The 25,761-nt window shown below is 58.1% G+C and carries 25 protein-coding genes; 11 read left to right on the plus strand and 14 right to left on the minus strand.

Going from position 1 to position 25,761, the window contains the following annotated elements; translation table 11 throughout:
- Nucleotides 1–41 precede the first annotated feature (41 nt).
- Genes ACR0EN_RS09680 through ACR0EN_RS09695 form a run of 4 tightly spaced genes read right to left on the minus strand, consistent with a single transcriptional unit; the run spans nucleotide 42 to nucleotide 6,719 of the window.
- Nucleotides 42–2,084: a hypothetical protein gene (locus ACR0EN_RS09680; RefSeq protein WP_480586425.1), complete on the minus strand. Its 2,043-nt coding sequence runs from the start codon at nucleotides 2,082–2,084 to the stop codon at nucleotides 42–44.
- Entirely contained in the window at nucleotides 2,081–4,843 is a 2,763-nt protein-coding gene (locus ACR0EN_RS09685) for a DUF4159 domain-containing protein (RefSeq protein ID WP_480586428.1), read from the minus strand. The genes ACR0EN_RS09680 and ACR0EN_RS09685 overlap by 4 nt, the downstream gene beginning before the upstream one ends.
- The gene (locus ACR0EN_RS09690) at nucleotides 4,840–5,715 is read right to left on the minus strand and encodes a DUF58 domain-containing protein (RefSeq protein ID WP_170408573.1); all 876 of its coding nucleotides are present in this window, start codon (nucleotides 5,713–5,715) and stop codon (nucleotides 4,840–4,842) included. The genes ACR0EN_RS09685 and ACR0EN_RS09690 overlap by 4 nt, the downstream gene beginning before the upstream one ends.
- Nucleotides 5,712–6,719: an AAA family ATPase gene (locus ACR0EN_RS09695; RefSeq protein ID WP_170394959.1), complete on the minus strand. Its 1,008-nt coding sequence runs from the start codon at nucleotides 6,717–6,719 to the stop codon at nucleotides 5,712–5,714. The genes ACR0EN_RS09690 and ACR0EN_RS09695 overlap by 4 nt, the downstream gene beginning before the upstream one ends.
- A 64-nt stretch (nucleotides 6,720–6,783) precedes the next feature.
- Here ACR0EN_RS09695 and ACR0EN_RS09700 point away from each other — a divergent pair, with 64 nt between their 5' ends.
- Nucleotides 6,784–7,362 carry a DUF1285 domain-containing protein gene (locus ACR0EN_RS09700; RefSeq protein WP_480586431.1) on the plus strand — a complete coding sequence of 193 codons (579 nt, stop codon included), beginning with the start codon at nucleotides 6,784–6,786 and terminating at the stop codon, nucleotides 7,360–7,362.
- Here ACR0EN_RS09700 and ACR0EN_RS09705 read toward each other — a convergent pair.
- The gene (locus tag ACR0EN_RS09705) at nucleotides 7,287–8,294 is read right to left on the minus strand and encodes a DMT family transporter (RefSeq protein ID WP_480439074.1); all 1,008 of its coding nucleotides are present in this window, start codon (nucleotides 8,292–8,294) and stop codon (nucleotides 7,287–7,289) included. The genes ACR0EN_RS09700 and ACR0EN_RS09705 overlap by 76 nt on opposite strands.
- Before the next feature lie 179 nt (nucleotides 8,295–8,473).
- On the opposite strand from ACR0EN_RS09705, the gene ACR0EN_RS09710 reads away from it, so the two are divergent.
- A complete protein-coding gene (locus ACR0EN_RS09710; RefSeq protein WP_170408575.1) occupies nucleotides 8,474–9,229 on the plus strand; it encodes a TIM barrel protein in 756 nt (251 codons plus the stop codon).
- A 73-nt stretch (nucleotides 9,230–9,302) separates the two neighbouring features.
- A complete protein-coding gene (locus tag ACR0EN_RS09715; RefSeq protein ID WP_170408576.1) occupies nucleotides 9,303–9,533 on the plus strand; it encodes a DUF2798 domain-containing protein in 231 nt (76 codons plus the stop codon).
- Nucleotides 9,534–9,578: 45 nt separating this feature from the next.
- Here ACR0EN_RS09715 and polA read toward each other — a convergent pair whose 3' ends face one another.
- From polA to ACR0EN_RS09730, 3 genes are all read right to left on the minus strand, one after another.
- Entirely contained in the window at nucleotides 9,579–12,380 is a 2,802-nt protein-coding gene (gene polA, locus ACR0EN_RS09720; RefSeq protein WP_170819164.1) for a DNA polymerase I, read from the minus strand.
- Between the two features lie 104 nt (nucleotides 12,381–12,484).
- Nucleotides 12,485–13,147 carry a YrbL family protein gene (locus ACR0EN_RS09725; protein WP_170819163.1) on the minus strand — a complete coding sequence of 221 codons (663 nt, stop codon included), beginning with the start codon at nucleotides 13,145–13,147 and terminating at the stop codon, nucleotides 12,485–12,487.
- A gap of 44 nt (nucleotides 13,148–13,191) precedes the next feature.
- On the minus strand, nucleotides 13,192–13,377 hold the full coding sequence (locus ACR0EN_RS09730; RefSeq protein ID WP_170426216.1) for a zinc-finger domain-containing protein: 186 nt from the start codon (nucleotides 13,375–13,377) through the stop codon (nucleotides 13,192–13,194).
- 87 nt (nucleotides 13,378–13,464) lie between these two features.
- On the opposite strand from ACR0EN_RS09730, the gene ACR0EN_RS09735 reads away from it, so the two are divergent.
- Entirely contained in the window at nucleotides 13,465–14,457 is a 993-nt protein-coding gene (locus ACR0EN_RS09735; RefSeq protein ID WP_170395098.1) for an ABC transporter ATP-binding protein, read from the plus strand.
- Here ACR0EN_RS09735 and ACR0EN_RS09740 read toward each other — a convergent pair.
- A complete protein-coding gene (locus tag ACR0EN_RS09740) occupies nucleotides 14,454–14,921 on the minus strand; it encodes a DUF1203 domain-containing protein (protein ID WP_480586434.1) in 468 nt (155 codons plus the stop codon). The genes ACR0EN_RS09735 and ACR0EN_RS09740 overlap by 4 nt on opposite strands.
- Before the next feature lie 196 nt (nucleotides 14,922–15,117).
- Here ACR0EN_RS09740 and ACR0EN_RS09745 point away from each other — a divergent pair, with 196 nt between their 5' ends.
- Nucleotides 15,118–16,056, plus strand: coding sequence for a DMT family transporter (locus ACR0EN_RS09745; RefSeq protein ID WP_170408579.1), 939 nt, complete (start codon nucleotides 15,118–15,120; stop codon nucleotides 16,054–16,056).
- A gap of 54 nt (nucleotides 16,057–16,110) precedes the next feature.
- Here ACR0EN_RS09745 and ACR0EN_RS09750 read toward each other — a convergent pair whose 3' ends face one another.
- Entirely contained in the window at nucleotides 16,111–17,223 is a 1,113-nt protein-coding gene (locus tag ACR0EN_RS09750) for an S-(hydroxymethyl)glutathione dehydrogenase/class III alcohol dehydrogenase (RefSeq protein ID WP_170394983.1), read from the minus strand.
- 129 nt (nucleotides 17,224–17,352) lie between these two features.
- Here ACR0EN_RS09750 and ACR0EN_RS09755 point away from each other — a divergent pair, with 129 nt between their 5' ends.
- Nucleotides 17,353–17,640, plus strand: a complete 288-nt coding sequence (locus tag ACR0EN_RS09755) for an I78 family peptidase inhibitor (protein WP_170394986.1) — start codon at nucleotides 17,353–17,355, stop codon at nucleotides 17,638–17,640.
- Nucleotides 17,641–17,642: 2 nt separating this feature from the next.
- Here the strand turns inward: ACR0EN_RS09755 and ACR0EN_RS09760 are convergent, their stop codons facing one another.
- Complete coding sequence (locus tag ACR0EN_RS09760) at nucleotides 17,643–18,368, minus strand: SDR family NAD(P)-dependent oxidoreductase (protein WP_170613430.1); 726 nt, start codon at nucleotides 18,366–18,368, stop codon at nucleotides 17,643–17,645.
- Nucleotides 18,369–18,553: 185 nt separating this feature from the next.
- Here ACR0EN_RS09760 and ACR0EN_RS09765 point away from each other — a divergent pair, with 185 nt between their 5' ends.
- Genes ACR0EN_RS09765 through ACR0EN_RS09785 form a run of 5 tightly spaced genes read left to right on the plus strand, consistent with a single transcriptional unit; the run spans nucleotide 18,554 to nucleotide 22,754 of the window.
- Nucleotides 18,554–19,882 carry an FAD-dependent oxidoreductase gene (locus tag ACR0EN_RS09765; protein ID WP_170819160.1) on the plus strand — a complete coding sequence of 443 codons (1,329 nt, stop codon included), beginning with the start codon at nucleotides 18,554–18,556 and terminating at the stop codon, nucleotides 19,880–19,882.
- Nucleotides 19,839–20,378 carry a hypothetical protein gene (locus tag ACR0EN_RS09770; protein ID WP_170819159.1) on the plus strand — a complete coding sequence of 180 codons (540 nt, stop codon included), beginning with the start codon at nucleotides 19,839–19,841 and terminating at the stop codon, nucleotides 20,376–20,378. The genes ACR0EN_RS09765 and ACR0EN_RS09770 overlap by 44 nt, the downstream gene beginning before the upstream one ends.
- Nucleotides 20,378–21,601, plus strand: a complete 1,224-nt coding sequence (locus ACR0EN_RS09775) for an MFS transporter (RefSeq protein WP_480586437.1) — start codon at nucleotides 20,378–20,380, stop codon at nucleotides 21,599–21,601. The genes ACR0EN_RS09770 and ACR0EN_RS09775 overlap by 1 nt, the downstream gene beginning before the upstream one ends.
- Nucleotides 21,598–22,215, plus strand: coding sequence for a DUF3833 domain-containing protein (locus ACR0EN_RS09780; RefSeq protein ID WP_170426000.1), 618 nt, complete (start codon nucleotides 21,598–21,600; stop codon nucleotides 22,213–22,215). Before ACR0EN_RS09775 ends, ACR0EN_RS09780 begins: the two co-directional genes overlap by 4 nt.
- Nucleotides 22,212–22,754: a DUF3833 domain-containing protein gene (locus tag ACR0EN_RS09785; RefSeq protein WP_170636600.1), complete on the plus strand. Its 543-nt coding sequence runs from the start codon at nucleotides 22,212–22,214 to the stop codon at nucleotides 22,752–22,754. Before ACR0EN_RS09780 ends, ACR0EN_RS09785 begins: the two co-directional genes overlap by 4 nt.
- 36 nt (nucleotides 22,755–22,790) lie before the next feature.
- Here the strand turns inward: ACR0EN_RS09785 and ACR0EN_RS09790 are convergent, their stop codons facing one another.
- The 3 genes from ACR0EN_RS09790 to ACR0EN_RS09800 all read right to left on the minus strand — a co-directional run bounded on the left by ACR0EN_RS09790 (nucleotide 22,791) and on the right by ACR0EN_RS09800 (nucleotide 25,743).
- Nucleotides 22,791–23,579 (minus strand): ATP-binding cassette domain-containing protein, encoded by a 789-nt coding sequence (locus tag ACR0EN_RS09790; RefSeq protein WP_170395006.1) that lies wholly within the window; start codon nucleotides 23,577–23,579, stop codon nucleotides 22,791–22,793.
- Between the two features lies 1 nt (nucleotide 23,580).
- Nucleotides 23,581–24,705 carry an ABC transporter permease gene (locus ACR0EN_RS09795; protein ID WP_170408588.1) on the minus strand — a complete coding sequence of 375 codons (1,125 nt, stop codon included), beginning with the start codon at nucleotides 24,703–24,705 and terminating at the stop codon, nucleotides 23,581–23,583.
- Between the two features lie 87 nt (nucleotides 24,706–24,792).
- The gene (locus ACR0EN_RS09800; protein ID WP_170395010.1) at nucleotides 24,793–25,743 is read right to left on the minus strand and encodes a sugar ABC transporter substrate-binding protein; all 951 of its coding nucleotides are present in this window, start codon (nucleotides 25,741–25,743) and stop codon (nucleotides 24,793–24,795) included.
- Nucleotides 25,744–25,761 lie beyond the last annotated feature (18 nt).

Genomic DNA, 25,761 nt, shown 5'->3' on the forward strand with positions numbered 1-25,761 from the left:
CAGAGCATCGCGGTAGAGCATGAAAAAGTGCTTAAGCAGCGTTAGCGACGTCCCTCACGCAACCAACCGGCCAAGAGGAACCCACCGGCAAGCAACAGCACCAGCCAGGGTGGAAGCAACCCGGCCTGTGTAACATCGCGGGTTTCATAGGCGTCGCGCGGGGTCAGACCGATCCAGCCCCGACCTGCTGCCGGTCGGCCCGCACGGACATTCCGGATTGAGGGCAGACCCTCTTCCAACCGGATCGTTCCCCCGCGCAGGCTGGCCAGAACGGGGCTTAGAATCTCATCGGTCGCGATCGTGCGCTCGAATTCCTTTGGTGCAGCAGGACCAAGACCGATCACGGCAGAATGCGCACCCTCTTCCAGACGGTACAGGCCAATTTCAGGGCCGAAGTACTGCGCCTCGAACCGACCGGGCGAGACTTCGTTTAGCGTAATCTCCAAGGTGTCGCCGTTGGGGAGGGTGACGGTGACCGGGCCAACCTCATCCTCCAGCGTTTGACGGATAATACGCATGGACTGGCCGTTCGCTTCGGCCCACAGCGCCTCTTCCTCAAGCTCGGGTTCTTTCATCATCCAATGCGCCAGCCTGCGGAGTAGTTCCAACTGCGGGCCACCGCCCTCAAAGCCGCGGCTCCATAGCCAGGCGTGGTCTGATGCCATCAGCGCCACACGGCCTTCACCCACGCGATCCAACAGCAGCAACGGACGATCATCCACGCCGGTCATGAGCATATTGCCGGACAGCTGGCTGACATCGATCTGGCGCAGCCAAGCGCCCCAAGTCTCAGCATCGCTCAGATCAGCGGTAACCGGATGACGCTGGCCCAGATCGGTGACCATGGGCACGTACCGTTCCTCGTAAACCCGCGCACTGGGTTTTGCGGGCAGGACCGGCCCAAGCGGGGATCGGTACAGGCTGTCAGCCGTGGCAAAATCAGGACCAGCAGCGACCAGCACCGCGCCACCATTGACGATATAGTCGCCAACATTGTCCAGATAGATCGCAGGCAGGATGCCGCGCCGCTTGTAGCGATCAAAGATGATCAGGTCGAAATCATTGATCTTCTCCAGAAACAACTCCCGCGTCGGGAAGGCAATCAATGAGAGTTCGTCCACCGGAACGCCGTCCTGCTTTTCCGGTGGCCGCAGGATGGTGAAATGGACCAGATCAACCGAGCTGTCAGATTTCAGCAGGTTGCGCCAAGTACGCCCGCCCGGATGCGGCTCGCCCGATACCAGCAGAACACGCAGGCGATCCCGCACACCGTTCATCTGGATCAGAGCCGTGTTGTTGCGGTCGGTCAGTTCGCCCTCGGCCTGCGGGACCGTGAACTGGATGACGTTCCGACCACCATGCGGCAGCGTGATCGGGAGCTCGACGTCCAGACCGATTGGAATGGTGAACTGCTCGGGTTCACCTCCATCGACGGAAATCTCAAGCGGAGCGTTAGTAACTCCAGCAGGCGCAGCGCCAGTATCTTCGACGCGCAGGGTCAGGGTCACGGGTTCACCGATAATGGCGAAGGCTGGGGCGTTACGCACGATCAGGCGCCGATCCCAATCGCCTTCCCGCCCGGTCTGCAACAGATGCATTGGAGCAGGCAGGTCGGGTGCCAGGTCTGCATCATGAACGATGCCGTCTGACACCACGACAATGCCCGCAATCCGCGCACGGGGTTCTTCGGCCAGCGCCGCGTTCAGCGCAGCCATGACCAGCGTGCCCTCGTCACCATCGCCGTCACCAACCTGTATGCGGCGCAGCTCGGTATTGTCTCGGGCTTCGATCTCGGTCGCGAGGTCGTTGGCAGCCTGAGCAGTCTGTTCGGCACGATCCGATAGGGTTTGACTGGCGCTTTCATCTTCGATCATCAACACGATGTCGGTAAGCGGCGCGCGATCTTCGGCCTGATAAACAGGACCGCAAAGCGCCCCGAGGATGACCAAGGCCGCCAAGCCGCGCAGGGCCCAGCCCGACAGACCGCGCCAAAGCGCCAGAACCACACCTGACATGGCAATCAATGCCACGGCTGCCAGAAACGGCCACGGGATTAGCGGGTCAAAGATGACGGTTCCGGTCATTGTCCCAACCTGTCCAAAAGCGCGGGCACGTGAACCTGATCGGATTTGTAATTCCCGGTCAGCACATGCATTACCAGATTAACCCCAAACCGATTGGCCAACTCGCGCTGTCGTTCTCCGGCATAACCGCGACCCACGGGCAACAGGGACTGACCGTTGCGATCCACCGCCCAGGCCCCGGCCCAGTCATTACCGCCGATCACCACTGGGGTCACGTTATCGTTGAGGTTTCGGAAGGGCATTCCTTCGATCTGCTCGGCATCGGGTGGCGCGGCTTCGACCCAGACCTCGGTGCCAGAATATCGTCCGGGAAAATCCTGCAGCAGGTAGAAGGCGCGAGTCAGCACGTGGTCACGCGGAACAGGCTCTAACGAGGGGATATTCAGCGGTGCCGCCAGCTGTTGTAGCTTGCGCCCATTGGGGCTGGAGGCCCCGAAACCGGCGATATCGGCATCGCGCGTGTCAAACAGGATCATCCCACCCGACCGCAGATAGGCGTTGAGCTTTGCATAAGCTTCAACCGAGGGCTGCGGCTGGTCCGGAGTAACAGGCCAATAGAGCAGCGGAAAGAATGCAAGCTCATCACGTTCAAGGTCGATGCCAATCGGGTCGGCGGGTTCGACCGAAGTGCGAAAATGCAGCGTCTGCACCAACCCCCGCAGCCCGGCCAGCGCGATATCGTCGACCTGAGCATTCCCGGTAAGTACATGGGCCAGCACAAGCTCATGCGTCGCGTTCAATGCAAAATCGGTGTCTTCGGGGGTCTGTGCCCGCACCTCGGGGGCAAGGAACAGGGCAGCAAGCGCAAATGCAACAGGGGTTGCCTTGGCCAAGCGCCCCGACAACGCCAAAGACGCAATCACATCGATTGTCAGCAACAACAATGCAAGGCCAAGCAACAGCCCTTCCAACGGAGTCTCATTGCTGATCTCCTGACCCCGGATTGGGACGTCAGACGGCCAGATCACCGGGGATAGTACAGCATCCTCGGCAAGAACATTCCGCGCCAGTTTCTGCTTGCCGTTTTCATAAAGCCCCGGGCGCAGGTCCGGCCCGATTTGCCCAGAAACCAGTTCGACTCCATCGACACCGGGCAGCGTTCCTGCGTCAGTCAAAACACCGAAGCCATCCATTATTTGAATCGGCTCCCATACGGTGCCCTGCATCTGAGCCTCTTGGCGCGATTTGGCAGCAGAGGCAACGGCAAGCCGGTCGAGCATTTCGACAAACAGCCCGGACAGCGGCAGGCTGGACCATTCCGCATCAGCCGTGACATGGAACAGAACCACCTGCCCCAGCCCCAGCGGTTTTCGGGTCACCAATGGTGTGCCATCCGACAGTGACGCAATGACCCGATCCGCCAAATTAGGGTCTGGTTGTGCCATGACCTGAGTGGTCACAGAGACGTCCGCAGGAATCTCCAACCCATAGAACGGCGAGTTTTCAGTGAACGGAGCAAGCCCCTTCGCTTCACCCCAGCTCATGGCGCCGCCGACCGAGCGGCCACCGCTACGAAGTCGAACCGGCAACAGTGCATCCTCAGTATCGCGCCCCAGATCGCTGGCGGCCATGCGTGGGCCGGCAAAGCGCAGCAGCAGGCCGCCCTGTTCAACCCATTCGACGACTTCAGCCTGTTCCGACTCGGACAGCTTGGCCACATCCGCCAATACGATCACATCCGGGTTCGCGGGGAGAACCTCGGCCAGGCCGCCTTCGACAAAATCAGCGGTCGGAATCAGTACCTGTGTCAGGTAGTGAAGCGGCGACAGTAACTCTAACCCTTCGCGGTTCAGGGTACCTGCGATCAATGCCACTTCGCGCCGACGCAGGCTGTCATCTGTCAGTGTAATGGCACCGGCAGAGCGCTGGCCTTGAATCTCGAACCGTGTAATGCGTGCGCGCAGTTCCGATGGAAGCGCAAGATCAATTTCCGCCTGCGTAGAGCCGTTTTCGAACTCAAGATTGGTCGATTGCAGCACCCGCATTGCTCCTGCCGGGTCGCGCCCTTGCGCCAGAACGGTGACTCTTTCCTCTGGTCCTGGATTAGCGCGCTGTACGCTGAGTCGGATTGCGCCGTCCTGATAGGTGGCGGGCAAGATCGCGGTAACGGGTGCAGAGGATTGGTAGACAATCACGTCCCCACGCGCTTGTAGGGCAGAAGTCAAACGATCATGGCCGACATAGGACAGACGGTCGCTGAACCAATGGGTGTCGAAGCCACCTTCGACCTGTCCCAACGCGATCAGAGTTTGGTCAATCTGCGCTTGGGTTGGTTGCCACGGCATCGGTGTAAGGCCCGGCAGACGCCCACGCCACGCCTCGGCGGCCTGAAACACAGGTGCCTCAGGCTCAGTCAGACGCAAGATCGACACAGGACGACCCGCCCGCCCTGCTTCCGTCAATTGCGCATCAATCTGATCAAGTGTCGAGGACCAACGTGTCGCGCGCCCCCAGCTTGCATCCAGCACCAGCAGAAGCGGCCCGGATCCGGTCTCATCGCGTGAGGGGTTCAGCACCGGCCCTGCCAGCCCGATGATGATCGCTGCGGCTGCCAGCATCCGCAGTAGCAGCAACCACCATGGTGTACGGTCCGAAACGCTTTCATCATCCTTCAATCCCAGCAGCAAGGTGACCGCCGGGAAAAGACGTCGGATCGGTGCAGGTGGGACGGCACGCAGGATCAACCACAAAATCGGAAGGGTCAGAAGACCCAGCAGCACCCAAGGCGCGGTAAATCCGATTCCTGCAAGAACCGTCATTGCGCACCCCCATCTAAGGCGCGATAAAGCCACAACAGAGCCGATTGAGCGCTGTCATCGGTGTGATGGAGCCCCATCTGCCAGCCAGTCGCGCGGCACAGGTGGGTCAGCGCATCCTTGCGCGCCGCTAAGCGATCCAGATAACGATCGCGCAAATCAGCGGCCTTCAAGGTTTCATGTCGAGCGGTGCCACCAACACTTTCAAAAATGGTACGTCCCGAATAGGGAAAGGACTCCTCGCTGGGGTCCAGAACCTGCAGCAACACGCCGCGCACGCCCCGGTCAGCGGCTTTGGTAAGGGCCAGCTCGACCTCGTCCAGCGGCCCAAGAAAATCCGAGATAAACACCGCACGCGCATGCGGGATCATGGCGCGGTGTTCGGGTGGCGCGTAATCGGTTTGCGCATCTTCAGACCAGGCTTGGGCCAGCCGAATGATCTGAGCATTCCCCCTGCGCGGGGGCAGCGTCGTGCCAGTCAGACCAACGCGCTCGCCACCACGCACAAGCAGGATAGCGGTCGACAGCCCCAGCAGGCGCGCACGATCGGCCTTGGTCGGCAAGTTCTTGTCCGAAGCAAACCGCATCGACGCGCCCTGATCGACCCAAAGCATGATCGACTGTGCAATCTGCCATTCGCGCTCACGTACAAACTGCTGATCACCACGGGCCGAACGGCGATGGTCGATCAACCGGCGACTGTCGCCAATCTGCGCAGGGCGGTACTGCCAGAAATCATCCCCCAGACCCGAGCGTCTCCGCCCGTGATCGCCCAATAACACGGTTCCAGCCAGATGCTCGGCACGCGCCAATAACGGCGGCAACCGGGACGCCTCGGCCTCGGAGCGTTCGCGTAGGGTCTGGGCGGCGCTCACGCCGCGGCCTCAGTTCGGACCAGCCCAGTAGCGGTGGACTCAATCAGGTCAGAGAGGCTGTCACCACGTGCCCGCGCCGCGAAGTTCAACGCCATACGGTGGCTGAGAACCGGACGCGCCATGGTCAGAACATCCTCGGCATTGGGGGCCAAACGGCCTTCCAGCATCGCATTTGCGCGCACGGTCATCATCAGAGCCTGCGCAGCGCGCGGTCCGGGACCCCAGGCAACAGTTTCCTTCACCCGCTCTGACACACCTGCCTCATCCGGGCGGAAGGCGCGGACCAGATCGAGGATCAGTTCGACAACCGACTCTCCTACAGGCATCCGGCGCAACAGAACCTGTGCGGCCAGCAATTCTTCTTTGGTGAAAATCTGATGCGCCTCGGCTTCCTCAACACCCGTGGTAGCCAGCAGAATATCACGCTCGGTCTGGCGATCCGGATATTCCACGTCGACCTGCACTAGAAACCGGTCCAGTTGAGCTTCGGGCAATGGATAGGTCCCTTCCTGCTCAATCGGGTTCTGCGTTGCCAGCACATGGAACGGTACGCCCAATTCGCGGTCTTCGCCCGCGACTGTCACCGTACGCTCTTGCATCGCCTGCAACAGCGCCGATTGGGTCCGGGGACTGGCACGGTTGATCTCGTCCGCCATCAGCAACTCACAGAAAATCGGGCCGGAGATGAACCGGAAATGGCGGCTGCCATCTTCGGCAGTATCCAGCACTTCCGAGCCCAGAATATCAGCAGGCATCAGGTCCGGCGTGAACTGGATGCGGTTGCCATGCAGGCCCATCACGGTCGAAAGCGTCTCGACCAACCGCGTCTTGCCCAGCCCCGGCAGACCGATCAGCAGCGCGTGACCGCCGCACAAAAGCGCGGTCAGGGTCAGGTCCACGACCTTCTCCTGCCCGATAAAGCGGCGGGTGATCGAGGATTTGGCCTCTTGCAGCTTGTTTTCCAGCGCTTCGATCTCGGACACGAGGTCGGCAGGTTCGGACATGAGGTTCCCTTCCGTGGACTGTTATGATTGAAGTGTATCGCGCTGAGAGGAAATGGCAAAAGCAATGAGTGGACAAAAACCCGTGACCCCTTCGCCAGACGGTCTGGCGGCTTCGGTCAAAGCGGCCAAAACGCGGGATTTGCCGCCCGTTCACCTATGGAATCCTCCGTTTTGTGGCGATCTGGACATTCGGATCGCCAAAGATGGCACTTGGAGTTATCTAGGGTCACCGATCAACAGGGTCGAGCTTGTTAAGCTATTTTCCTCAATTCTTAAGAAAGAAGAGGGTAGGTACTTTCTCGTCACTCCCGCTGAAAAGGTGGGAATCACCGTCGAGGATGCGCCGTTTGTTGCCGTTGATTTTGAGCATGAGGGACAAGGCGAAGCCCAACGTCTGACTTTTACGACGCAAGTGGGCGATACAGCCATCGCCGGGCCCGATCACCCGATCCGCATTGTCCTAAATACGGAAACTGATGAGCCCTCACCCTACATATTGATGCGCGCGAATCTTGAGGCGCGCATTGATCGCAAGAGCTTTTACCGGTTGGTCGAGATCGCCAGACATCACGACGGTTGGTTTGGTGTCTGGTCGGACGGCCAGTTTTTCCCACTGATCGCATCTGATGTGCTAGAGGATTGAACCGGTCGCGGCTTGCGGTCCTGCGCCAGCACGACTGCAAGCGCCACCAGCGACGCGCCCAGCGCGCGGGTCCAGTTCCAGTCCTCGCCCAGCGCCATCATGATCACCATCACATAAAATGGCGCGATATTGATGTGGAATGACGCCAGGGCGACCCCTAATTTTCCTACTGATGCTATGAAGAAAAACTGGCTCAGGCCCAGTGAGAACAGTGCGTAGAACACCAACATACCCATCTGCGCCACATCAACGGGGCGTGTAGGCAAGACCTCTAGCCCCAGCAATCCGGCTAACGGTACTAGAATGGCTGCGGTCGACAATCCTCCGACCAAGGTAATGGTGCTACGGCCCAACTGGCTAAGCTCGGGGAAGTCGCGCGCAGTGGCCATGCTGGCCCAACAGAACAGCGCGGTAGACACCACTGCGCACATCGCACCCAGTCCTAATTGTGCCGGTGCCACCGCGCTGGTGGCAATCAGGCCGCCAATGATTGAAATCACCAATCCCAGCGCAAAGCTCCAGCGCAATCGCCGCGTTCCTGCCACAAGCTCCATGATCGTAGCGATCAAAGGCGCACACGAGGCGATAATGGCAACGGTAACTGGGTCGGTCAGCTTCTGCGCCACAAGGATCAGGAACATCCCCGACCCTAGCCCCAAACCTCCAACCAGGAGGGCATGGCCCCAACGGGCGCGCAATACCTGAGCCGGTCCGTCCAGAATCAGCCAGATTGGTACCATGACCAACACCGCAAGAGACATCCGTGCTGCGAACAGGGCGATAGGTGGCCAGCTTTGCAATAGGATCTCAGCCGCCGGGAAACCCGCCGCCCACGTCAGCATCGAAGCCACCGCCAGCGTATTTCCGGTGAACGCGGTCTGTCGACCGTCAGATACAGCTATAGCGGTCCCGCGCGCGGGTTCAGGGCTCATGGCCATCGTGATCAGACCTTATTGTTGGCGCGGCCCTCGCAACGGGATACCGCTCGAGCCTGATGGTCCCTGATTCGAAAGCCTTTATCTGGCCGATTTTCGACAATCTGTCGTTTTCAGTCTCTTTCACGTGGCCGTCGTGATCGCTAGGCTCTGCAAAGTTCGACACCGGATGCCCGATGCCCAGATTTGCCGCCAATCTTTCACTGCTGTTTGCAGAACTGCCCTATCTCGACCGGTTTCAAGCCGCCGCGCAGGCCGGGTTTACGGCTGTTGAAATTCTCTTCCCCTACGACCTCGCGGCCAAAGAGACCCGCCGCGCGCTGCTGTCCAGCGGGCTTGATCTGGTGCTGATCAACGCCCCGCCCCCGAATTATACCGGCGGTGAACCGGGTTACGCCGCCATGCCCGGCAGTTCTGACAGGTTTAAGTCCGATATCCGGCGCGTTCTGCGCTACGCGGATGTGCTGCGGCCAGAGATGATTCACGTTATGGCCGGATACGCTTCCGGCCCCGAGGCCCTGCGTTGTTTTGTCGAGAACCTGCAATGGGCCGCCGACCTCGCGCCGGCACAGCGGTTTACAATCGAACCGCTCAACCCCGTATCGCAACCCGGTTACTTCCTGAACAATTATGATCTGGCCGCCGAAGTGCTGGACCGCGTCGACCGCGCAAATGTCGGCCTACAATATGACAGTTTTCATGCGCAGATGATCCACGGCGACGCGCTGGCGATTTGGCTCCGTTTTCAGCCCCGTATTGTCCATGCACAGATCGGGGCTGCGCCGGATCGCTCGGAACCCGGGCTGGGTACAATGGACTTTGCCGCGTTGTTTGCTGCGATGGACCAGTCGGATTACAGCGGCTGGGTCAGCGCCGAATACAACCCCTCAACCCGGCGGACTGAGGACTCACTGGCTTGGATACAGTATTAAACCCTGCATGAACGCTGGATTTTCAGACTGAAATGGCGCAATTGAGGGCATCGACACGCCAAGGATGCCTCGCATGATATCTGCCCGCTATGCCAATGCCCTGTTCGCCTTGATCATGTCCGGCCTGATGTCCTGCGTCGTCACCGGCATAGCCACGCTCAAAGCTATCGGCTTCAGCCCTTCAACACTCGGAGACTGGATGGCCTCTTGGGCCTTTTGCTGGCCTATCGCCTTTACCGTCATCCTGACGCTGGGCCCTTTCGTAAAACGCCTGATCGCCCGCCTGGTCAGGCCAGAAGCCTGACCCGCTGCAAAGAGGGCCCGCAGGGCTTGATGAGCAGCGCCGCCCCTAATGGGCCTCGGCCCAGTTCGCGCCTTGTCCGGCATCCGCGACCAGCTTGATATCCAGCTTCACTGCCGGATCAGCCGCCCCTTCCATCACCGCGCGCGCGACCGAAATGGTTTGATCCACAGCCTCTTCAGCCACTTCGAACAGCAGCTCGTCATGCACCTGCAACAGCATCTTGGCGGGCAAGCCGTTGATCGCATCCGGCATCCTCACCATCGCGCGCCGGATCACATCTGCTGCCGTCCCTTGGATCGGAGCATTGATCGCAGCACGACGCGAGAACCCCGCATGCGGCCCCTTGGCATTGATCTCGGGTGTATGGATTTTCCGGCCGAACAGGGTCTGGACATAGCCATTCTCTTTGGCAAACGCAATCGTGTCGTCCATATAGCGCCGGATGCCCGGGAAACGTTCGAAATAGCGATCGATGAAACCCTGCGCATCCGCCCGGGGAATGCGCAGATTGCGCGCCAACCCAAAGCCCGAAATGCCGTAGATCACACCAAAGTTGATCGCCTTGGCCTGACGACGGATATCCGGCGTCATCTCGTCCAACGGAACATCAAACATCTCGGACGCTGTCATTGCGTGAATGTCCAATCCATCCGCAAACGCCTGTTTCAGGGTCGGAATATCGGCGATATGGGCCAGTATCCGAAGCTCAATCTGGCTGTAATCAAGGCTGACCAGCACATTGCCCGGTTCGGCAATGAACGCCTCACGTATGCGCCGACCTTCCTCAGTCCGCACCGGAATGTTTTGCAGGTTCGGATCGGTCGAGGCCAAACGGCCCGTATTCGCCCCCGTAATCGAATATGACGTATGCACCCGGCCCGTATCAGGATTGATATGGGTCTGCAGCGCGTCCGTATAGGTCGATTTCAGCTTGGAGAGTTGCCGCCAGTCCAGCACCCGGCGCGGCAGTTCATGTTCGGTCGCAAGGTCCTCAAGAATGTCCGCCCCGGTCGAGTACTTCCCGGTCTTGCCCTTCTTGCCGCCCTCAAGCCCCATTTTGTCGAACAGGATTTCACCCAGTTGCGCCGGCGAACCGACGTTAAAGTTCTCACCCGCCAATTCGTGGATTTCAGCCTCTAATCCGGCCATCTTCTGCGCAAATGCATTTGACATTCGGCTGAGAACATCGCGATCGACCTTGATGCCATGCATCTCCATTTCTTTGAGAACCGGCACCAATGGACGTTCAAGTGTTTCATACACCGTCGTCACCTGCACCTGATGCAACTGCGGCTTGAACAATTTCCACAGGCGAAGGGTGATGTCCGCATCCTCGGCAGCGTAGGCCGTGGCCTCGTCAATCTGCACCTTGTCGAAAGTGATTGCAGACTTGCCCGAGCCAAGCAGAGGTTTGATGGGAATCGGCGTATGGCTCAGATAGCGTTCAGATAGCGTATCCATGCCATGCCCATGCTCACCGCCATGCATGGCGTAGGACATCAGCATCGTGTCGTCGATGGGGGCGACGTCGACGCCATATCGCTTAAAGATTTTGGCATCGTATTTCATGTTCTGTCCGATCTTCAGGATCGACGGATCCTCAAACATCGGTTTCAGCAAGTTTAGAGCCTCATCCAGCGGCATCTGTCCATCGGCCAGCGCATCCGATCCGAACAGATCATCGGTCGCGCTTTCACGGTGAGTCAACGGGATGTAACAAGCCTCACCCGCCTCGACACATAGCGAAATCCCGACCAAATCGGCGATCATCTCATTCAAGCCGGTGGTCTCGGTATCCACCGCAACCCAGCCGCGCTCGTAGGCCTGATCGATCCATTTCTGCAATGCCGCAGCATCGCGCACGCATTCGTATTTCGATGCATCAAATGGGACGTCTTCGGCCTGTGACTCCGCCTCAGGCGTGGATATCTCGGGGATGACGGGGGATGCAACGCCCAGCTTGTCAGCAATGCGTTTGGTAAGCGTCCGAAATTCCATCTCTGCCAGAAACTTCATCAAAGTCTCAGCATCGGGATCCTTCACCTCAAGGTCATCCAGAGTGAAATCCAACGGTGTGTTTTCATCCAATTGCACAAGTTTCTTCGAAAGCTCGATCTGGTCGCGCTTTTCGATCAGAGTCTGGCGGCGCTTGGGCTGTTTGATCTCTTCAGCGCGATCCAGCAGGGTTTCCAGATCGCCATATTCATTGATCAACAGCGCTGCCGTCTTCACACCAATGCCCGGAGCGCCCGGTACGTTATCCACCGAATCCCCGGCCAAAGCCTGCACATCGACAACCCGCTCGGGCCCGACGCCGAACTTCTCAACCACCCCGTCGCGATCGATGCGCTTGTTCTTCATCGCATCCAGCATCTCGACACCGCCGCCCACAAGCTGCATCAGGTCTTTGTCAGAACTGACAATGGTCACCCGCCCACCGGCCTCACGCGCCTGAACGGCGAGGGTCGCGATGATGTCGTCGGCTTCATAGCCTTCAAGTTCTTTGCAGGCGATGTTGAACGCCTTGGTGGCTTCGCGAGTCAGCGGCATTTGCGGGCGCAAATCCTCGGGCATCGCTTCACGGTTGGCCTTGTAGAGATCATAGAGATCATTACGGAACGTATGCGAGCCCTTGTCGAAGATCACCGCAACATGGGTCGGCGCATCCGGCCCGGCGTTCCCTTCGACATATTTCTGCAGCATATTGCAGAACCCCGATACCGCCCCAATCGGTAGCCCATCCGATTTCCGCGTCAACGGCGGTAAAGCGTGATAGGCGCGGAAGATAAAGGCTGATCCATCAATCAGATGCAGATGGCAGCCTTTTCCGAATTGGGTGGTGGTCATATTAGGCTCCTGCGCTGGGTTGCGCCAAGTTGTACAGAAGGGCTGCACGAAAGACGAGGCCACCCGGCCAATTCGTTGCGACCTAATTTGCCCGTGGTCTGGCCTTAGCTATTCGAAAAGGTGCGCTTATCCGCATTCCAAGCCAAGCCTGCTTTTTGCGCGATCAACGAGAACTGTTTGTTCAGCGAGCGATCATTCAGACGTTGGGACAGGCTGCGCAGTGGGATGAGGTTCCGTTCTCCATATCCGTCGATCAGGAAGCAGGCCGGACCAGCGCCCCTTGTCCCGTAGACAATATTCGAACTTTTGACGTCGCGCGCGACGATGTGAAGGTCAAACATCTGCCCGACGAATGCATTCAGCGCATCTAAAACCGGGGTGTCCAATCCACTACGGCAGACTTCATACAGCTTTGGTGCAAGCCCGCCATCAAGGCCAGAAATGCGCTCAACCACAACCCCCGCCCCATGCGTCGTCTGAACCACGCCCAACATCCTGGACAGGGGTGAACGCTCAATTTCCGTCCCGAGTTTCAGCGATACCCGCAGCTCGCATTCCAGCTCTTTTAGCGTGCTGCGATACTGCGCCTCGGGGAACAGTTTCCATGCCAGTCGCTTGCCAAGCCTGTGCGAGACACGATCTTGGGACCGGGTAAAAACTTTGATCAGAAGGTCAGGATGACCGGGAAAGTCATAGACACTGCGCACAGTCCCGTTCGCGATTGGCTGGCTGTCGGAAAGGTCAATCGTTTTGGCTGTGAACAGCATTATCCATCCTCGCCAGTTACGACCGCCTGCCGTCCTGATCGCCCTTACGCGTCCTGACCAGAGTCCTCACCACGCAGCACGTATTTGCAATCGCAATAGGGGCACTCGACCCAACCAGTGTCTTCGGGAATCTGCAGCCAGACGCGCGGATGACCCAGCGCACCCTCGCCACCATCGCAGGCGACGCGGGTATTTTCGACAATCTTGGTTTCCGGCGCTTCGATGGTCACGGCTGGCGATCCTTCTTTGGTTGTCGGCCTCGCGGGCATGTATTAGGTGCGTTTATGGGCGATGAGCAAACCGGGGGCAAGGGCCACATGTCCGATGCGGCAATCACAATCAGATCACTGCGCAAGACCTATCGCGGCGGCAAGGGCCAGCCCGAGAAACAGGCTTTGAAAGGGATCGACCTGACGGTACCGCAGGGGTCCGTTTTCGGTCTGCTTGGCCCGAATGGAGCCGGCAAATCGACCCTGATCAACATTCTGGCGGGGCTCGTGGTCAAAACGTCTGGCAGCGTCTCGATCTGGGGCTTCGACCAGGATCAAAACCCGCGCCAATCCCGCGCCGCCATCGGCGTGATGCCTCAGGAATTGAACCTTGATCCGTTCTTTACACCTCGAGGCGCATTAGAAGTTCAGGCCGGGCTGTACGGTGTTCCCAAGTCTGATCGGCGAAGCGATGAGATCCTCGACCTCGTTGGCCTTGCCGACAAGGCCGAGGCCTATGCGCGCACGCTTTCGGGCGGAATGCGGCGGCGTCTGCTGCTGGCCAAAGCGCTGGTGCACCATCCCAAGATTCTGGTGCTCGACGAACCCACGGCGGGTGTGGATATTGAACTGCGACAGATGCTTTGGGCCAATGTGCGCAAGCTGAACGAACAGGGCATGACCATCATCCTGACCACGCACTATCTGGAAGAAGCGCAAGAGATGTGTGACGAGATCGCCATTATCAATCACGGCGAAAAGATCGCACAAGACAGCACGGCCAATCTGCTAGGCCGCATGGACAGCCGAACCATGGTGATCGTGCCGGATAGCCCCATTCAGACTCTGCCTGTAGCGGATAACGTGATTGCAGCGCAACGTGAGAACGGCGACCTTGTGCTGCAATACCACAGCAACCTAACTACAGCCGAGCAGGTGCTGGAATCTGTACGTCAGGCCGATATTCGCATCCAGGACGTCCGCACTGAAGAAGCTGATCTTGAGGATGTGTTCCTTGCGTTGACCTCCAGCCGGGTCGACGACGCAACTGTCAACGACCCGAACCAACCACATCGGGGGATGCACCGCGTCAAGCTTTAGACACGATCGATCCGTGCGTGATAACAGTTGTTCAGAGCAGATCGGATGTGGATGTAAGCGACATCAGCGCGGGAGAAGATTTTTTTAGCCGCCTCATGCAACTGCGCCTGTGGGGTGATGATCCCGGTTCCATAGACAATTCGGTCGTCCGGACCATACCCTTTGATCAGGTAGTTGGGCGAGTCGGTCAACGCCTCGGGCAGCACATCCTCACTTTCATAGCGCGCGCAGGGGCCGGCACAAAGGAAGATCGGTCCAGTCTCTGCATAAGGCTGCGTTTCCGGGAAGGGTCGGTGCGCCAACACCAGCATCTCTTTGCCTTCCGGTATGTATTTCAAACAATGACGGCATGGGTTGCCCACCCCATTGGAAATCGCACGCTCTGGTGGGTTTCCATATCCATCCGGCGCACCGGCGCGATATGCCTGAACCTGCTGTGTTGGTAGGGCTGAAATTCCGTGCATGATGTTTCTCCTTGATTTGAGATGATCATGGCAATCGCTTGTTTTGGACTCGACCCGTTTCCTGCGTATTGCAAAATCTGCAACCCTGCTTGCAAAAGAATGTTAGCGATAAAATAAGGGCTACCCGTCAGACCAATTTGGGTCTAAGCAAACATCAAACACCCCAAACGATCCATCTATGATTGAGGCTTTTGTCATGAGCGCTCAGAACTCCACCCTTCGTGGGCTTGCCTTTGCGTTCTTAGGCTTTGCCGTCTTCGCGACGCATGACGTGCTGATCAAGGTGCTGGGTGGCACCTATTCGGTTTTGCAGATCATCTTCTTTGCGACGCTGTTTTCCTTTGTCCCTATGGCAGTAACAATTCTAGCCGATCGGACCACTGGGAATTTCCTGCCGCGGCATCCGTGGTTGGTGCTGTTGCGATCAGCGACGATGATCATGGCCATGTCTTGTGCCTTCTACGCTTTTTCGGTGCTGCCGCTGGCCGAAGTCTATTCCCTGCTATTTTCCTTTCCGCTGATCGTAACTGTTCTGTCGATTCCGATTCTGGGTGAGGTGGTCCGTGCCCAAAGGTGGGCGGCCGTGGGCGTCGGCCTGATCGGCGTCCTGATCGTCCTGCGCCCTGGCGCGACCGAAATCACCCTGGGCCATTTAGCGGCTCTGGCAGCAGCCTTCTGCAGCGCATTTGCTTCGGTTCTTGTCCGCAAAATCGGGAATGAAGAACGCTCTGCCGTCCTGATCCTTTATCCTATGCTGCTGGCCATCGCCGTCATGAGCGTCGCCCAACCGGCAGTCTATCAACCACCATCATTGCTGCATCTGGCGATGATGGCGTTTGTCGGGGTGTTCTCGGTAATCGCACAGCACCTGATCATCCTTGCTTATCGCGCCGCCCCCGCCGGCGTCATTGCGCCCAGTCAATACAGCCAGATCATCTGGGCCACGATCTTCGGCGTGATTTTCTTTGGCGAGCACCCGGATATCTGGGTCGCCGTTGGCGCAAGTATCATCATCGCATCAGGTGTTTTCGTGGTTTGGCGAGAGAGCCGATCGAACACTACCTCTGCTAATACGCCTGTGCTGCGCGTCAGGTCGCCGCGGTCAGATACTGGAGCGACGAGGCCCGGAGAATAAGAAACGGCGCGCATTGCAGCGCGCCGTGCAATCCATTTCAGCCCTTATAGAGCCTTAGTAGACGACCACTGATCGGATACTCTCGCCCTTATGCATCAGGTCGAAACCATGGTTGATGTCATCCAGGCCCATAGTGTGGGTAATCATGGGGTCGATCTCGATCTTCCCGTCCATGTACCAATCCACGATTTTCGGGACGTCGGTGCGTCCACGCGCGCCGCCAAACGCGGTGCCACGCCATGAGCGGCCCGTTACCAGTTGGAATGGACGAGTCGAGATTTCGGCACCCGCAGGAGCCACACCGATAATAATCGATTCACCCCAGCCTTTGTGAGCCGATTCCAGCGCCGCGCGCATCACGCCAACATTGCCTGTGGCGTCAAAGGTATAGTCGGCACCGCCCTTGGTCAGATTGACCAAATAGGGCACCAGATCACCTTCAACCTCGGACGGGTTCACGAAATCCGTCATGCCGAACTTGGTCGCCATTTCCACCTTGGCTGGATTCAAATCAACGCCCACGATCTGATCCGCGCCAGCCAGGCGCAGGCCCTGAATCACGTTCAGGCCGATACCGCCCAAACCGAACACGATGGCACGGCTGCCAATTTCTACCTTGGCAGTGTTGATCACCGCGCCAATTCCGGTGGTCACGCCGCAGCCGATATAGCAGATCTTGTCAAAGGGCGCGTCCTCACGCACTTTGGCGAGCGCGATTTCAGGCAGAACCGTATGGTTCGAGAAGGTCGAGCAGCCCATGTAGTGCAGGATCGGATCGCCATCCAACGTAGAAAAACGCGAGGTGCCGTCCGGCATGAGGCCCTGGCCTTGGGTTTCGCGAATTGCCTGGCACAGGTTGGTCTTGGGATGCAGGCAGTATTCGCACTCACGACACTCGGGCGTGTAAAGCGGGATGACGTGATCGCCGGGTTTCAGGCTGGTTACACCCGGGCCGACCTCAAGCACGACACCTGCGCCTTCATGGCCCAGAATGGCGGGAAACAAGCCTTCAGGGTCGGCGCCCGACAGGGTGAATTCATCGGTATGGCAAATGCCTGTCGCCTTGATCTCGACCAGAACCTCGCCCGCTTTGGGGCCTTCAAGGTTTACGTCCATCACTTCCAAAGGTTTGCCTGCCTGAACGGCGACGGCGGCACGGGTACGCATGGTGCTTGTCTCCCTGTCTGTTTTGCCCGACCCTGCGTCAAATACAGGGTTTTTTCAACTGCGCTTTCATGACAGGTTGGCTAAATCTTTGATATTTCAGAAACGACATCACCAGAAAGCCCAGCGCCAATGTACCGTTTATTTCCGATCCTAATTCTTCTGACCGCATGTTCTGAGACCTCTGCACCGCAGGACGCGGCGCTTGAACTAGAGGAGGCACCGGTTGATCTTGCATTTTGCAAGGGAGAACCGTTTGCGAACACTATTGGTGAGCCGGTTTCAACCATACAAGCCCAACTGCCTGAACGGTCGCGCGTTCTGGGCCCGGATGATATTGCCACGCAGGATTATCGCATCGACCGGCTGAACGTTTATGTGAACGGCGCAGGCACAATTCAGAGGCTTACCTGCGGATAGGGTCACTTTCCCCGGTACACCAAAATATCGGGCAAATAATCGATCAGGCGCACAACCCATGAGAACGGTACCGGGAAATCGGTTCGAAACCGGCGACGGGACATGGCGCGCAATACGCGATCGGCCGCATCTTCGGGTGTCATCAGCATCGGCATTTTGAAACTGTTCTTGTCGGTCAGACGGGTCTTGATGAACCCCGGATTGACAATGCGCACCGTCACGCCTGACCCTGCCAGATCGTGCCGCATGGTCTCGGCCAGCGAGATCAGCGCAGCCTTGCTGGCCCCGTACGAGATCGCATTGGGAAGCCCATGATACCCGGCAAGCGACCCGATCAGCGTGATATCACCACTGCCTGAGCCCACAAATCCTGGGACGGTTTCACCCAACACCCGAAGCGCACCGGAATAGTTCACATCGCTGATCGCCAAAGCGGCATCGGTGTCCCAATCTGACGTACTGATCGGCTCATAGGCGCCTGCGTTGTAGACAAGCGCGTCAATTGAGCCAGCCTCCACCACAGCGCGGCGCACAGTGTCGAGATCAGTCACATCCATCGGTACAGCACGTGCATTAGGCAAGGTGCCACAGATTTCATCCAATCGCTCGGCATTGCGAGCAGAAAGGATCAGATGCGCGCCTTCGCGGCTCAGCTTTTCGGCCAAGCAACGGCCCAGCCCTTCGCTGGCGCCAATGATCCAATAGGTTTTTCCGTCAAAACTGCTCATGCGTAAGTCTTTTTTCGTACTAGTAGGTCGAATACGTTCTGACAGCAGCAATGGATCACGCCCAGCGCTCGTAGCATTCGGCCAGATAACACTACATAGCGCGTCGGAAAAAAACTTCTAACGCGGTTGATCCAAAGGCTCATTCCCTGCGTATCTTGTTGTAAATACCGAATAACGAGGATGGAATGTTCGACGAAACCCGGGGCGTACGCAAGAAAATCGCAGTCATAGGCGCAGGCATTTCAGGTCTCTCCGCAGCTTATTACCTTTCCGAAGACAACGATATAACCGTGTTCGAGGCTGAGCCCCGACTGGGCGGCCACGCCCGCACGGTGATCGCCGGAAAGAACGGAGATCAGCCGGTAGATACCGGTTTCATCGTCTTCAACTATGTCACATACCCCTATTTGACCCGGCTGTTTGATGAGCTGAACGTGCCAGTTACCAAAAGTGAGATGAGCTTTGGCGCAACTATCGACAATGGCCGCATCGAATATGGGTTGAACAATCTGCGCACTTTGACCGCGCAGAAACGCAACCTCGCGCGTCCAGCCTATTACAAGATGATCGCAGATATCCTGCGGTTTGGCAAAGAGGCCCCCGAAGCCGCGCAGGACGACGACACCACGATCGGTGAGCTTGTGGATCAACTGCGTCTCGGCCACTGGTTCCGGCACAATTATCTGATGCCGATGTGCGGCGCGATCTGGTCAACTCCGGTCGAGTTCGTCGATCAGTTCCCAGCCCGCTCGCTGGTGCAGTTCTTCCGCAATCACGCGTTACTGGCCTCGGGCCGTGCCAATCAGCACCAGTGGTACACCGTGAAAGGCGGCAGCATCGAATATGTCCGCCGGATCGAAACTGCGCTACGTGCGCGCGGTGCTGACATCAGACTGTCCGCACCCGTGCAGCGGATCGAGCGGCATGATCTGGGCGTCACCGTCCATGCAGGTGGTGAGGCCGCTCTGTTTGACGAAATCATACTAGCAACCCATTCCGATCAGTCTCTCGCCATTCTGGGCGATGCAGCGACCGAAGCGGAAAAAGCGGCGCTCGGCGCGATTAGATATCAACCGAACAAAGCTATCCTGCACTGTGATCCTCGCCAAATGCCCAGGCGGCGTGCTTGCTGGTCCAGTTGGACCTATCGATCGCAAAAGGGCAATGTTGGGGTTACATATTGGATGAATCGGCTTCAGAATATCCCCGACAGTGACCCACTGTTTGTGACCCTGAACGCCGCATCAGACATTCCCGCGGACAAAATCTATGACGAGGTCGAGTTCGCCCATCCGGTGTTCGACAAAGCCGCCCTGCGCGCGCAAGGGCAAATCCGCGAGATGCAGGGACAGAACCGAACCTGGTTTGCCGGGGCGTATAATCGGCATGGTTTCCACGAAGACGGGATTGCCAGCGCAATGCATGTTGTCGAGCGCCTCACCGCCATCCCGCAGAGCATCGGAGCTGACAATGGTATCCCTGAAACGGACCTCGCTGTTTCGGCCAGCATATAGAACCTGTTGCGCTGCGCTGCTGTCACTGGCGCTGATGGTCCCCGGCGGACTGGCGGCTTCGCCTTTGTCGGATGCAATCAAAGACCCTAAGCTGCGCGGCACCGGGACATTCCGTTTTCTGGGGCTGCCGCTCTATGACGCCAAGCTTTACACGCCCGGCGGTGCCGCATTCAGCTGGAACGAGAATTTCGGCCTACAATTGACCTATCGGAAAAACCTGAAACAAAAAGCGCTGGTCGAGTCGACACTGGAAGAGATGGCCCGACAAGGCAATTCTGCGCCGACGGAAGCCCAATTGCAGGGCTGTTTTCAGGCGGTCAGCAAAGGCGATAGCTATCTGGCCATCGCGCAAGGCCCCAACAGCGTCAGTTTCTGGCGCAACGGAAGCAAAACCTGCACCCTGACAAATCCGGGTATCACACGCAGCTTCATGTCAATTTTTCTGGGTAACAATACACGATCCGCCTCGTTCACACAGCAGTTGAAGGGGCAGTGATGCTGTACCCGCGTGTCAGCCTCTATGCGCTGATGCTTGCTGCAGCAGGTATCCCGCTTTACATCCACCTGCCGCGCTTTGCCGCCGTGAATCTCGGTATCGGGCTGGGGGTGATTGGCACCATTCTGCTGGTCATCCGGCTGGTCGATCTAGTGCAAGATCCACTGATTGGCTGGGCCATTGATCGCTGGCCCGGTGGGCAAATGTTGTTTGCCGCCGCCTCTGCGCTGGGTCTGGCGATTGGATTCCCATTGCTGTTTGGTTTGCCAGAAGGGGCAAGTATCGCCGCATTAGTGTCTATTCTGATCCTGTTATTCTCGGCCTACAGCCTCGGGACCATCTTGCTTTATGGCCGCAGCGCCACGCTGGCGAAACAGGCCAGCGCGAAGGAACTGATGACACTGGCCGCCTTCCGCGAAGGCGGACAACTGACCGGAGTTATCATAGCAGCCGCAGCACCCGCTGTGTTCGTGGCGCTTGGCGCAGCCGCGCAAGGGTATCCGGCCTTTGGAATGTTTCTCGGGCTTCTGAGCGTTGTGACTCTGGCTGTTACCCTGCCAATGTGGCGACGCACGCCGATCACCGGTCAAGGGCTGTCCTTTGCAGGCCTAGGACAGGCTGGGGCTTTACGTCTGCTTGCCCTTGCATTGGTCAACAGCCTGCCCGTCGCCATCACCTCGACCCTGTTTCTGTTCTTTGTTGAAGATCGGCTGCAACTGCCAGGCAAAGCGGGGCCATTGCTGATCCTGTTCTTCCTCAGCGCCGGGCTCAGCGTTCCGTTCTGGGCCAGGCTCAGCAATCGGATTGGCCCGAAACAGACTCTGATGATCGCCATGCCGCTGGCCATTCTCGGCTTTGTCGGGGCCGCTCTTCTAGCCCCTGGGAATCTCATCGGTTTCGCCATCATATGCCTCGCATCCGGCGCGGCGCTTGGGGCGGACATGGTTGTCCTGCCCGCAATGTTCTCGGTCGTTCTGACCCGGGCCGGGCTGAACGCATCTGCTGCGTTCGGCATCTGGTCTTTCGCAGGTAAGCTGGGTCTAGCTCTGGCCGCCTTTTTCACACTGCCGCTACTGGAACGCAGCGGCTTTACACCTGGACAGGCCAATTCTGCCGAGGCTTTGAATACACTCACCCTCGCCTATGCGGTGCTGCCCTGCATTTTGAAACTCGGAGCGTTTGGCATGGTCCTGACCCTCCCGACAGAGGTCTCTGCCAAATGAAAACGCTCCTGATCTGTCTGCTTGCGATTTTTGCGCTGTTTGCTGTGAAGAACCGGTTCCTCAGTTTCCGCTCGCAATCACCGTCCGACTACAGCGGAACCGGACCTGAGTTTTCACTCAAAAAGAACCTGAATGGCGAAATCCTGTCCGAAGGATTGATCTATGGCCCGAATGGCAAGATGTCGAACAGCTTTGTCGCGCGTATGGTGGGCGAATGGGACGGCAACACCGGTACGCTGTCCGAGTATTTCACCTATTCCAACGGCAAACAGATGACCCGCAAATGGCATCTGACGTTGGGCACGGGCAACACTTTCACCGCAACAGCGGACGATATTGTCGGCGAGGGCAAAGGCGTGATTTCGGGCTCAACCGTCAAGCTGACCTATCGCATCATCCTGCCCGAGGACGCGGGCGGGCATACACTGGATGTGACCGACTGGATGTATCTGACGGAGAACGGTGTAATCATGAACCGGTCCGAGATGCGAAAATTCGGGATCAAGGTGGCCGAGCTGGTCGCCACGATGCGCCCTGCGCCTGAAGTGAAATCCACCCATCTGCATGGCGCAAACGGCCACGATGCAGACTCTGAGCTGAGGGTTTTGCAATGATCGCCCGCCGTACCCTTATTGCAGGTGTCGCGATCGCGGGGTTGGCCATCCTCGCCGCATGCTCGGCCAAACCGCGTATACCAAAAACGTTTCTGTCAGATCGTCAACTGAACCTTGAAGAGTTCTTCGAAGGTAGGACTGTCGCTTATGGTCAGTTTCAGGATGTACTAGGTAATGTCCCGCGTCGCTTCCAGGTCGATATTGACGGCACATGGGACGGAGAGACTCTGACGCTTGTCGAAGATTTCGTCTATGACGATGGTGCGACCGAACAACGGATCTGGACCCTGACCAAGACCGGCGATGACACCTGGACCGGCACCGCTCCGGGTGTGCTGGGCACAGCCAGTGGGGTCGAAAGGGGCGATACGTTTAACTGGAAGTACAAAATCGACCTGCCCGTCAAAGACGGCACCATGCGTGTCAATTTTGATGACTGGATGTGGTTGTTGTCGGATGACCGGTTATTGAACCGAGCCTATGTTTCGCGTTTTGGCGTAAGGCTGGGTGAAGTCATATTGTACTTCGAGAAGAAGTAGTCACCCCGCCAGCACAGCCAGCGGGGCAAAAAAGTATCAGACGGTTCCGCCCAGACTGCCTTCAAGCTCGACCATCTCCTGACCACCGGCCATCAGGTCCTGCAGCTCTTCCGGGGTGATCTGGCCACGCTGCGCCGTACCCAGCGTTTGACCGCGGTTGAGTACCGTGAACCGGTCCCCCACTGCCAACGCATGGCGGACGTTATGAGTAATAAAGACCACTGCAATACCCTGCTTGCGCACCTTGTCGATGGTCGCCAGAACGTTGGCTGTTTGGCGCACCCCAAGGGCCGAGGTCGGTTCATCCAAGATCAGAACCTTCGCCCCGAAATGCACCGCCCGCGCGATGGCGACGGTCTGGCGTTCACCACCTGACAGCGTGCCCACCGCCTGATCAGGGCCGCGCAGGTTGATCCCCATTTTCTTCATCTCTTCCATCGTGACCTTGTTGGCATAGTCATGATCAAAGAAGTGAAGAGGTCCGACCTTCTTTACCGGCTCATTGCCCATGAAGAAGTTGCGCGAGACCGACATCAACGGGATCATGGCCAGATGCTGGTGCACGGTTGCGATCCCGGCCTCGATGGCATCACGCGGGTCGGCGAAATGCATGGGGTGGCCTTCGAACAGAATCTCTCCGTGGGTGGGCTGGTGCACGCCCGACATGGTCTTGATGAAGGTCGACTTGCCCGCACCGTTGTCGCCGAGAAGGCAGTGGCATTCACCGGGGAACACGTCCACCGAGACACCCGCCAGCGCGATCACGCTGCCGAAGTGCTTTTCGATGTTTTTCATCTGGATGATGGGTTCATGTTCGGGATTCATATCAACGCTCCCCCGTGATGATGCGGCGGATATAGGTGTTGAGGATCACAGCCCCAAGCAGGATCACCCCTAGGAAGACCCGGAACAGCGAGCTTTCGACACCGGCAAAGAACAACCCCTGTTGCACCACGCCAAAGATCAACGCGCCCAGCGCCGCGCCCAGTACCGAGCCGTATCCTCCGGTCAGAAGCGCGCCGCCGATGACCACGGCGATGATCGCCTCGAACTCTTTTAGCAGACCCCGGTCAGCACCAGCCGATCCGAACTCCATCACCTGGCAGACAGCGAAGACAGTGGCGCAGAAGGCCGTGAACATAAACATCAGAATCTTGACCCGGTTCACAGGCACACCCGAGTTGCGCGCCGCCTCAGCATCCCCGCCCGAGGCGAAGATCCAGTTGCCGAACCGCGTTTTGGTGAGCAGCACGTGACCAAAGATGATCAGTGCGATCGCCCAAACGATCAGCATTGGAATACCATCCACAACTGGCTGACCGGCGCGAGTGCCACGCTCGAATACGGCGATGATCCCGGCATCCCCGAGCCATTGGAACAATCCCTGCAAAATTTTACCACCAAAGATCGGCGCCAGCCAATCGCCTTCGGCCGCGTCTTTCACACCACCGATAATAGTTTTGCGCTCGATCACCTGCGGCAGGAAGATTGTAAAGCCGCGCAAAATGAACAGAAAGGCCAGCGTTACGATAAAGCTGGGCAAACCAGTCCGGATCACGATCCAACCGTTCAGCGCGCCGATTGCCACCGCCATTGCAAACGTGACGAGAATTGCCATCCAGACCGGCCACGCCAGCGTGACCGAAAAAATTGCGATCATCATGCCCGAAAAGCCAATCATCGACCCGACTGACAGGTCAAACTCACCGGCAATCATCAGAAGGCACGCACCTACGGCGATGATCATGAACTGCGCCGAGACAACCGACCAGTTCATCATGCCCTGTGCGTTGAACATGCCGCTGTCAAAAGCGAACAAAAGAAAGAAGGTGAAGACGGCAACGGTGCCAACCATCCCGCCGAGTTCAGGCCGGATCAAGGCCTTGCGCAGCGGCGATATTTCTTTAATCCGTTCGTCGGTTACAGCCGTGTTTTGAGCAGACTCGCTCATTAGAACGCCCCTCCGAGTTAAGCAGTGATTTTGCGTCAGATAGTTGTTGGCGGGCGCCGCTTTGGCGGGGCGCCCGCGCTGTAAGAATCAGCGGTACTCGCCAGCAAATTCTTCGATCTTGGTCAGACCATCAGCAGTTACGAAGCCGGGACCCGAATTGATGTTGTTGCCCGGCAAAACGCCATAGCGGTGGTAGTTGGTCATCACAACAACCGGCAGGTAAGCCTGCAGGAAGGGCTGCTGATCAATTCCCCACTGGATCACGCCAGACTTGATGCCTTTGACAATCTCACCACCCAGATCGAAGGTGCCGAAATAGATGTCACCGGCCATACCATTTTCTTCCAGCGCCAGAATTGTCGGATCAGCCGAGGTTGGACCCAGTGTCAGAACCGCATCAGTATCCGGGTTCGCCGACAGATAGGCCAGCACGCGGTTCTTGATCTCGGCTGGGTCCTGGCCGGCGTCGATCATCTGATCCCCCAGTTCAATGCCCAAGCCGTCTGCAAAGCCCTGACAACGTTCCTGGCTTGATGGCTGAACGATATAGTGGTTCACACAAAGGAACGAGCCGATGCCGTCACCCTTGGCGCGCTGGCCTGCAGCAAATCCGGCATCATATTCGGGCTGCCCCACATACATCAGGGCACCAACTTCCCGGGCCTGATCCGGCGTACCAGTGTTCATGATGATGACATCAACGCCCGCATCGACCGCTGATTTGATCGGTCCGCTCAGCACATCATAATCCGCCAACGTGGTAATGATCCCGTTCGGACCCGAAGCAGCCGCCTGATCGATAATCCGCGCCATATCAGCAAGGTCGCCAGTGGGCGGATTGCGGTATTCGACTTCGACACCCATCTGGTCGCCTGCCAGCGCGATGCCGTTCTTGATCGTGTTCCACCAGCTATCGCTGTCTGGCGCGTGGCTGACCAGAATGTATTTCTCACCTTCCGCCGCAGCGCCCGTGGCTGCGATCAGAGGCGTCGCAGCTACCGCCGCCGCCAGCGCCAACTTCTTCGTCAGTGAAGTCATGATGTCCTCCCAAAACTC

It is taken from the genome of Ruegeria sp. AB7 (genome assembly GCF_056542625.1).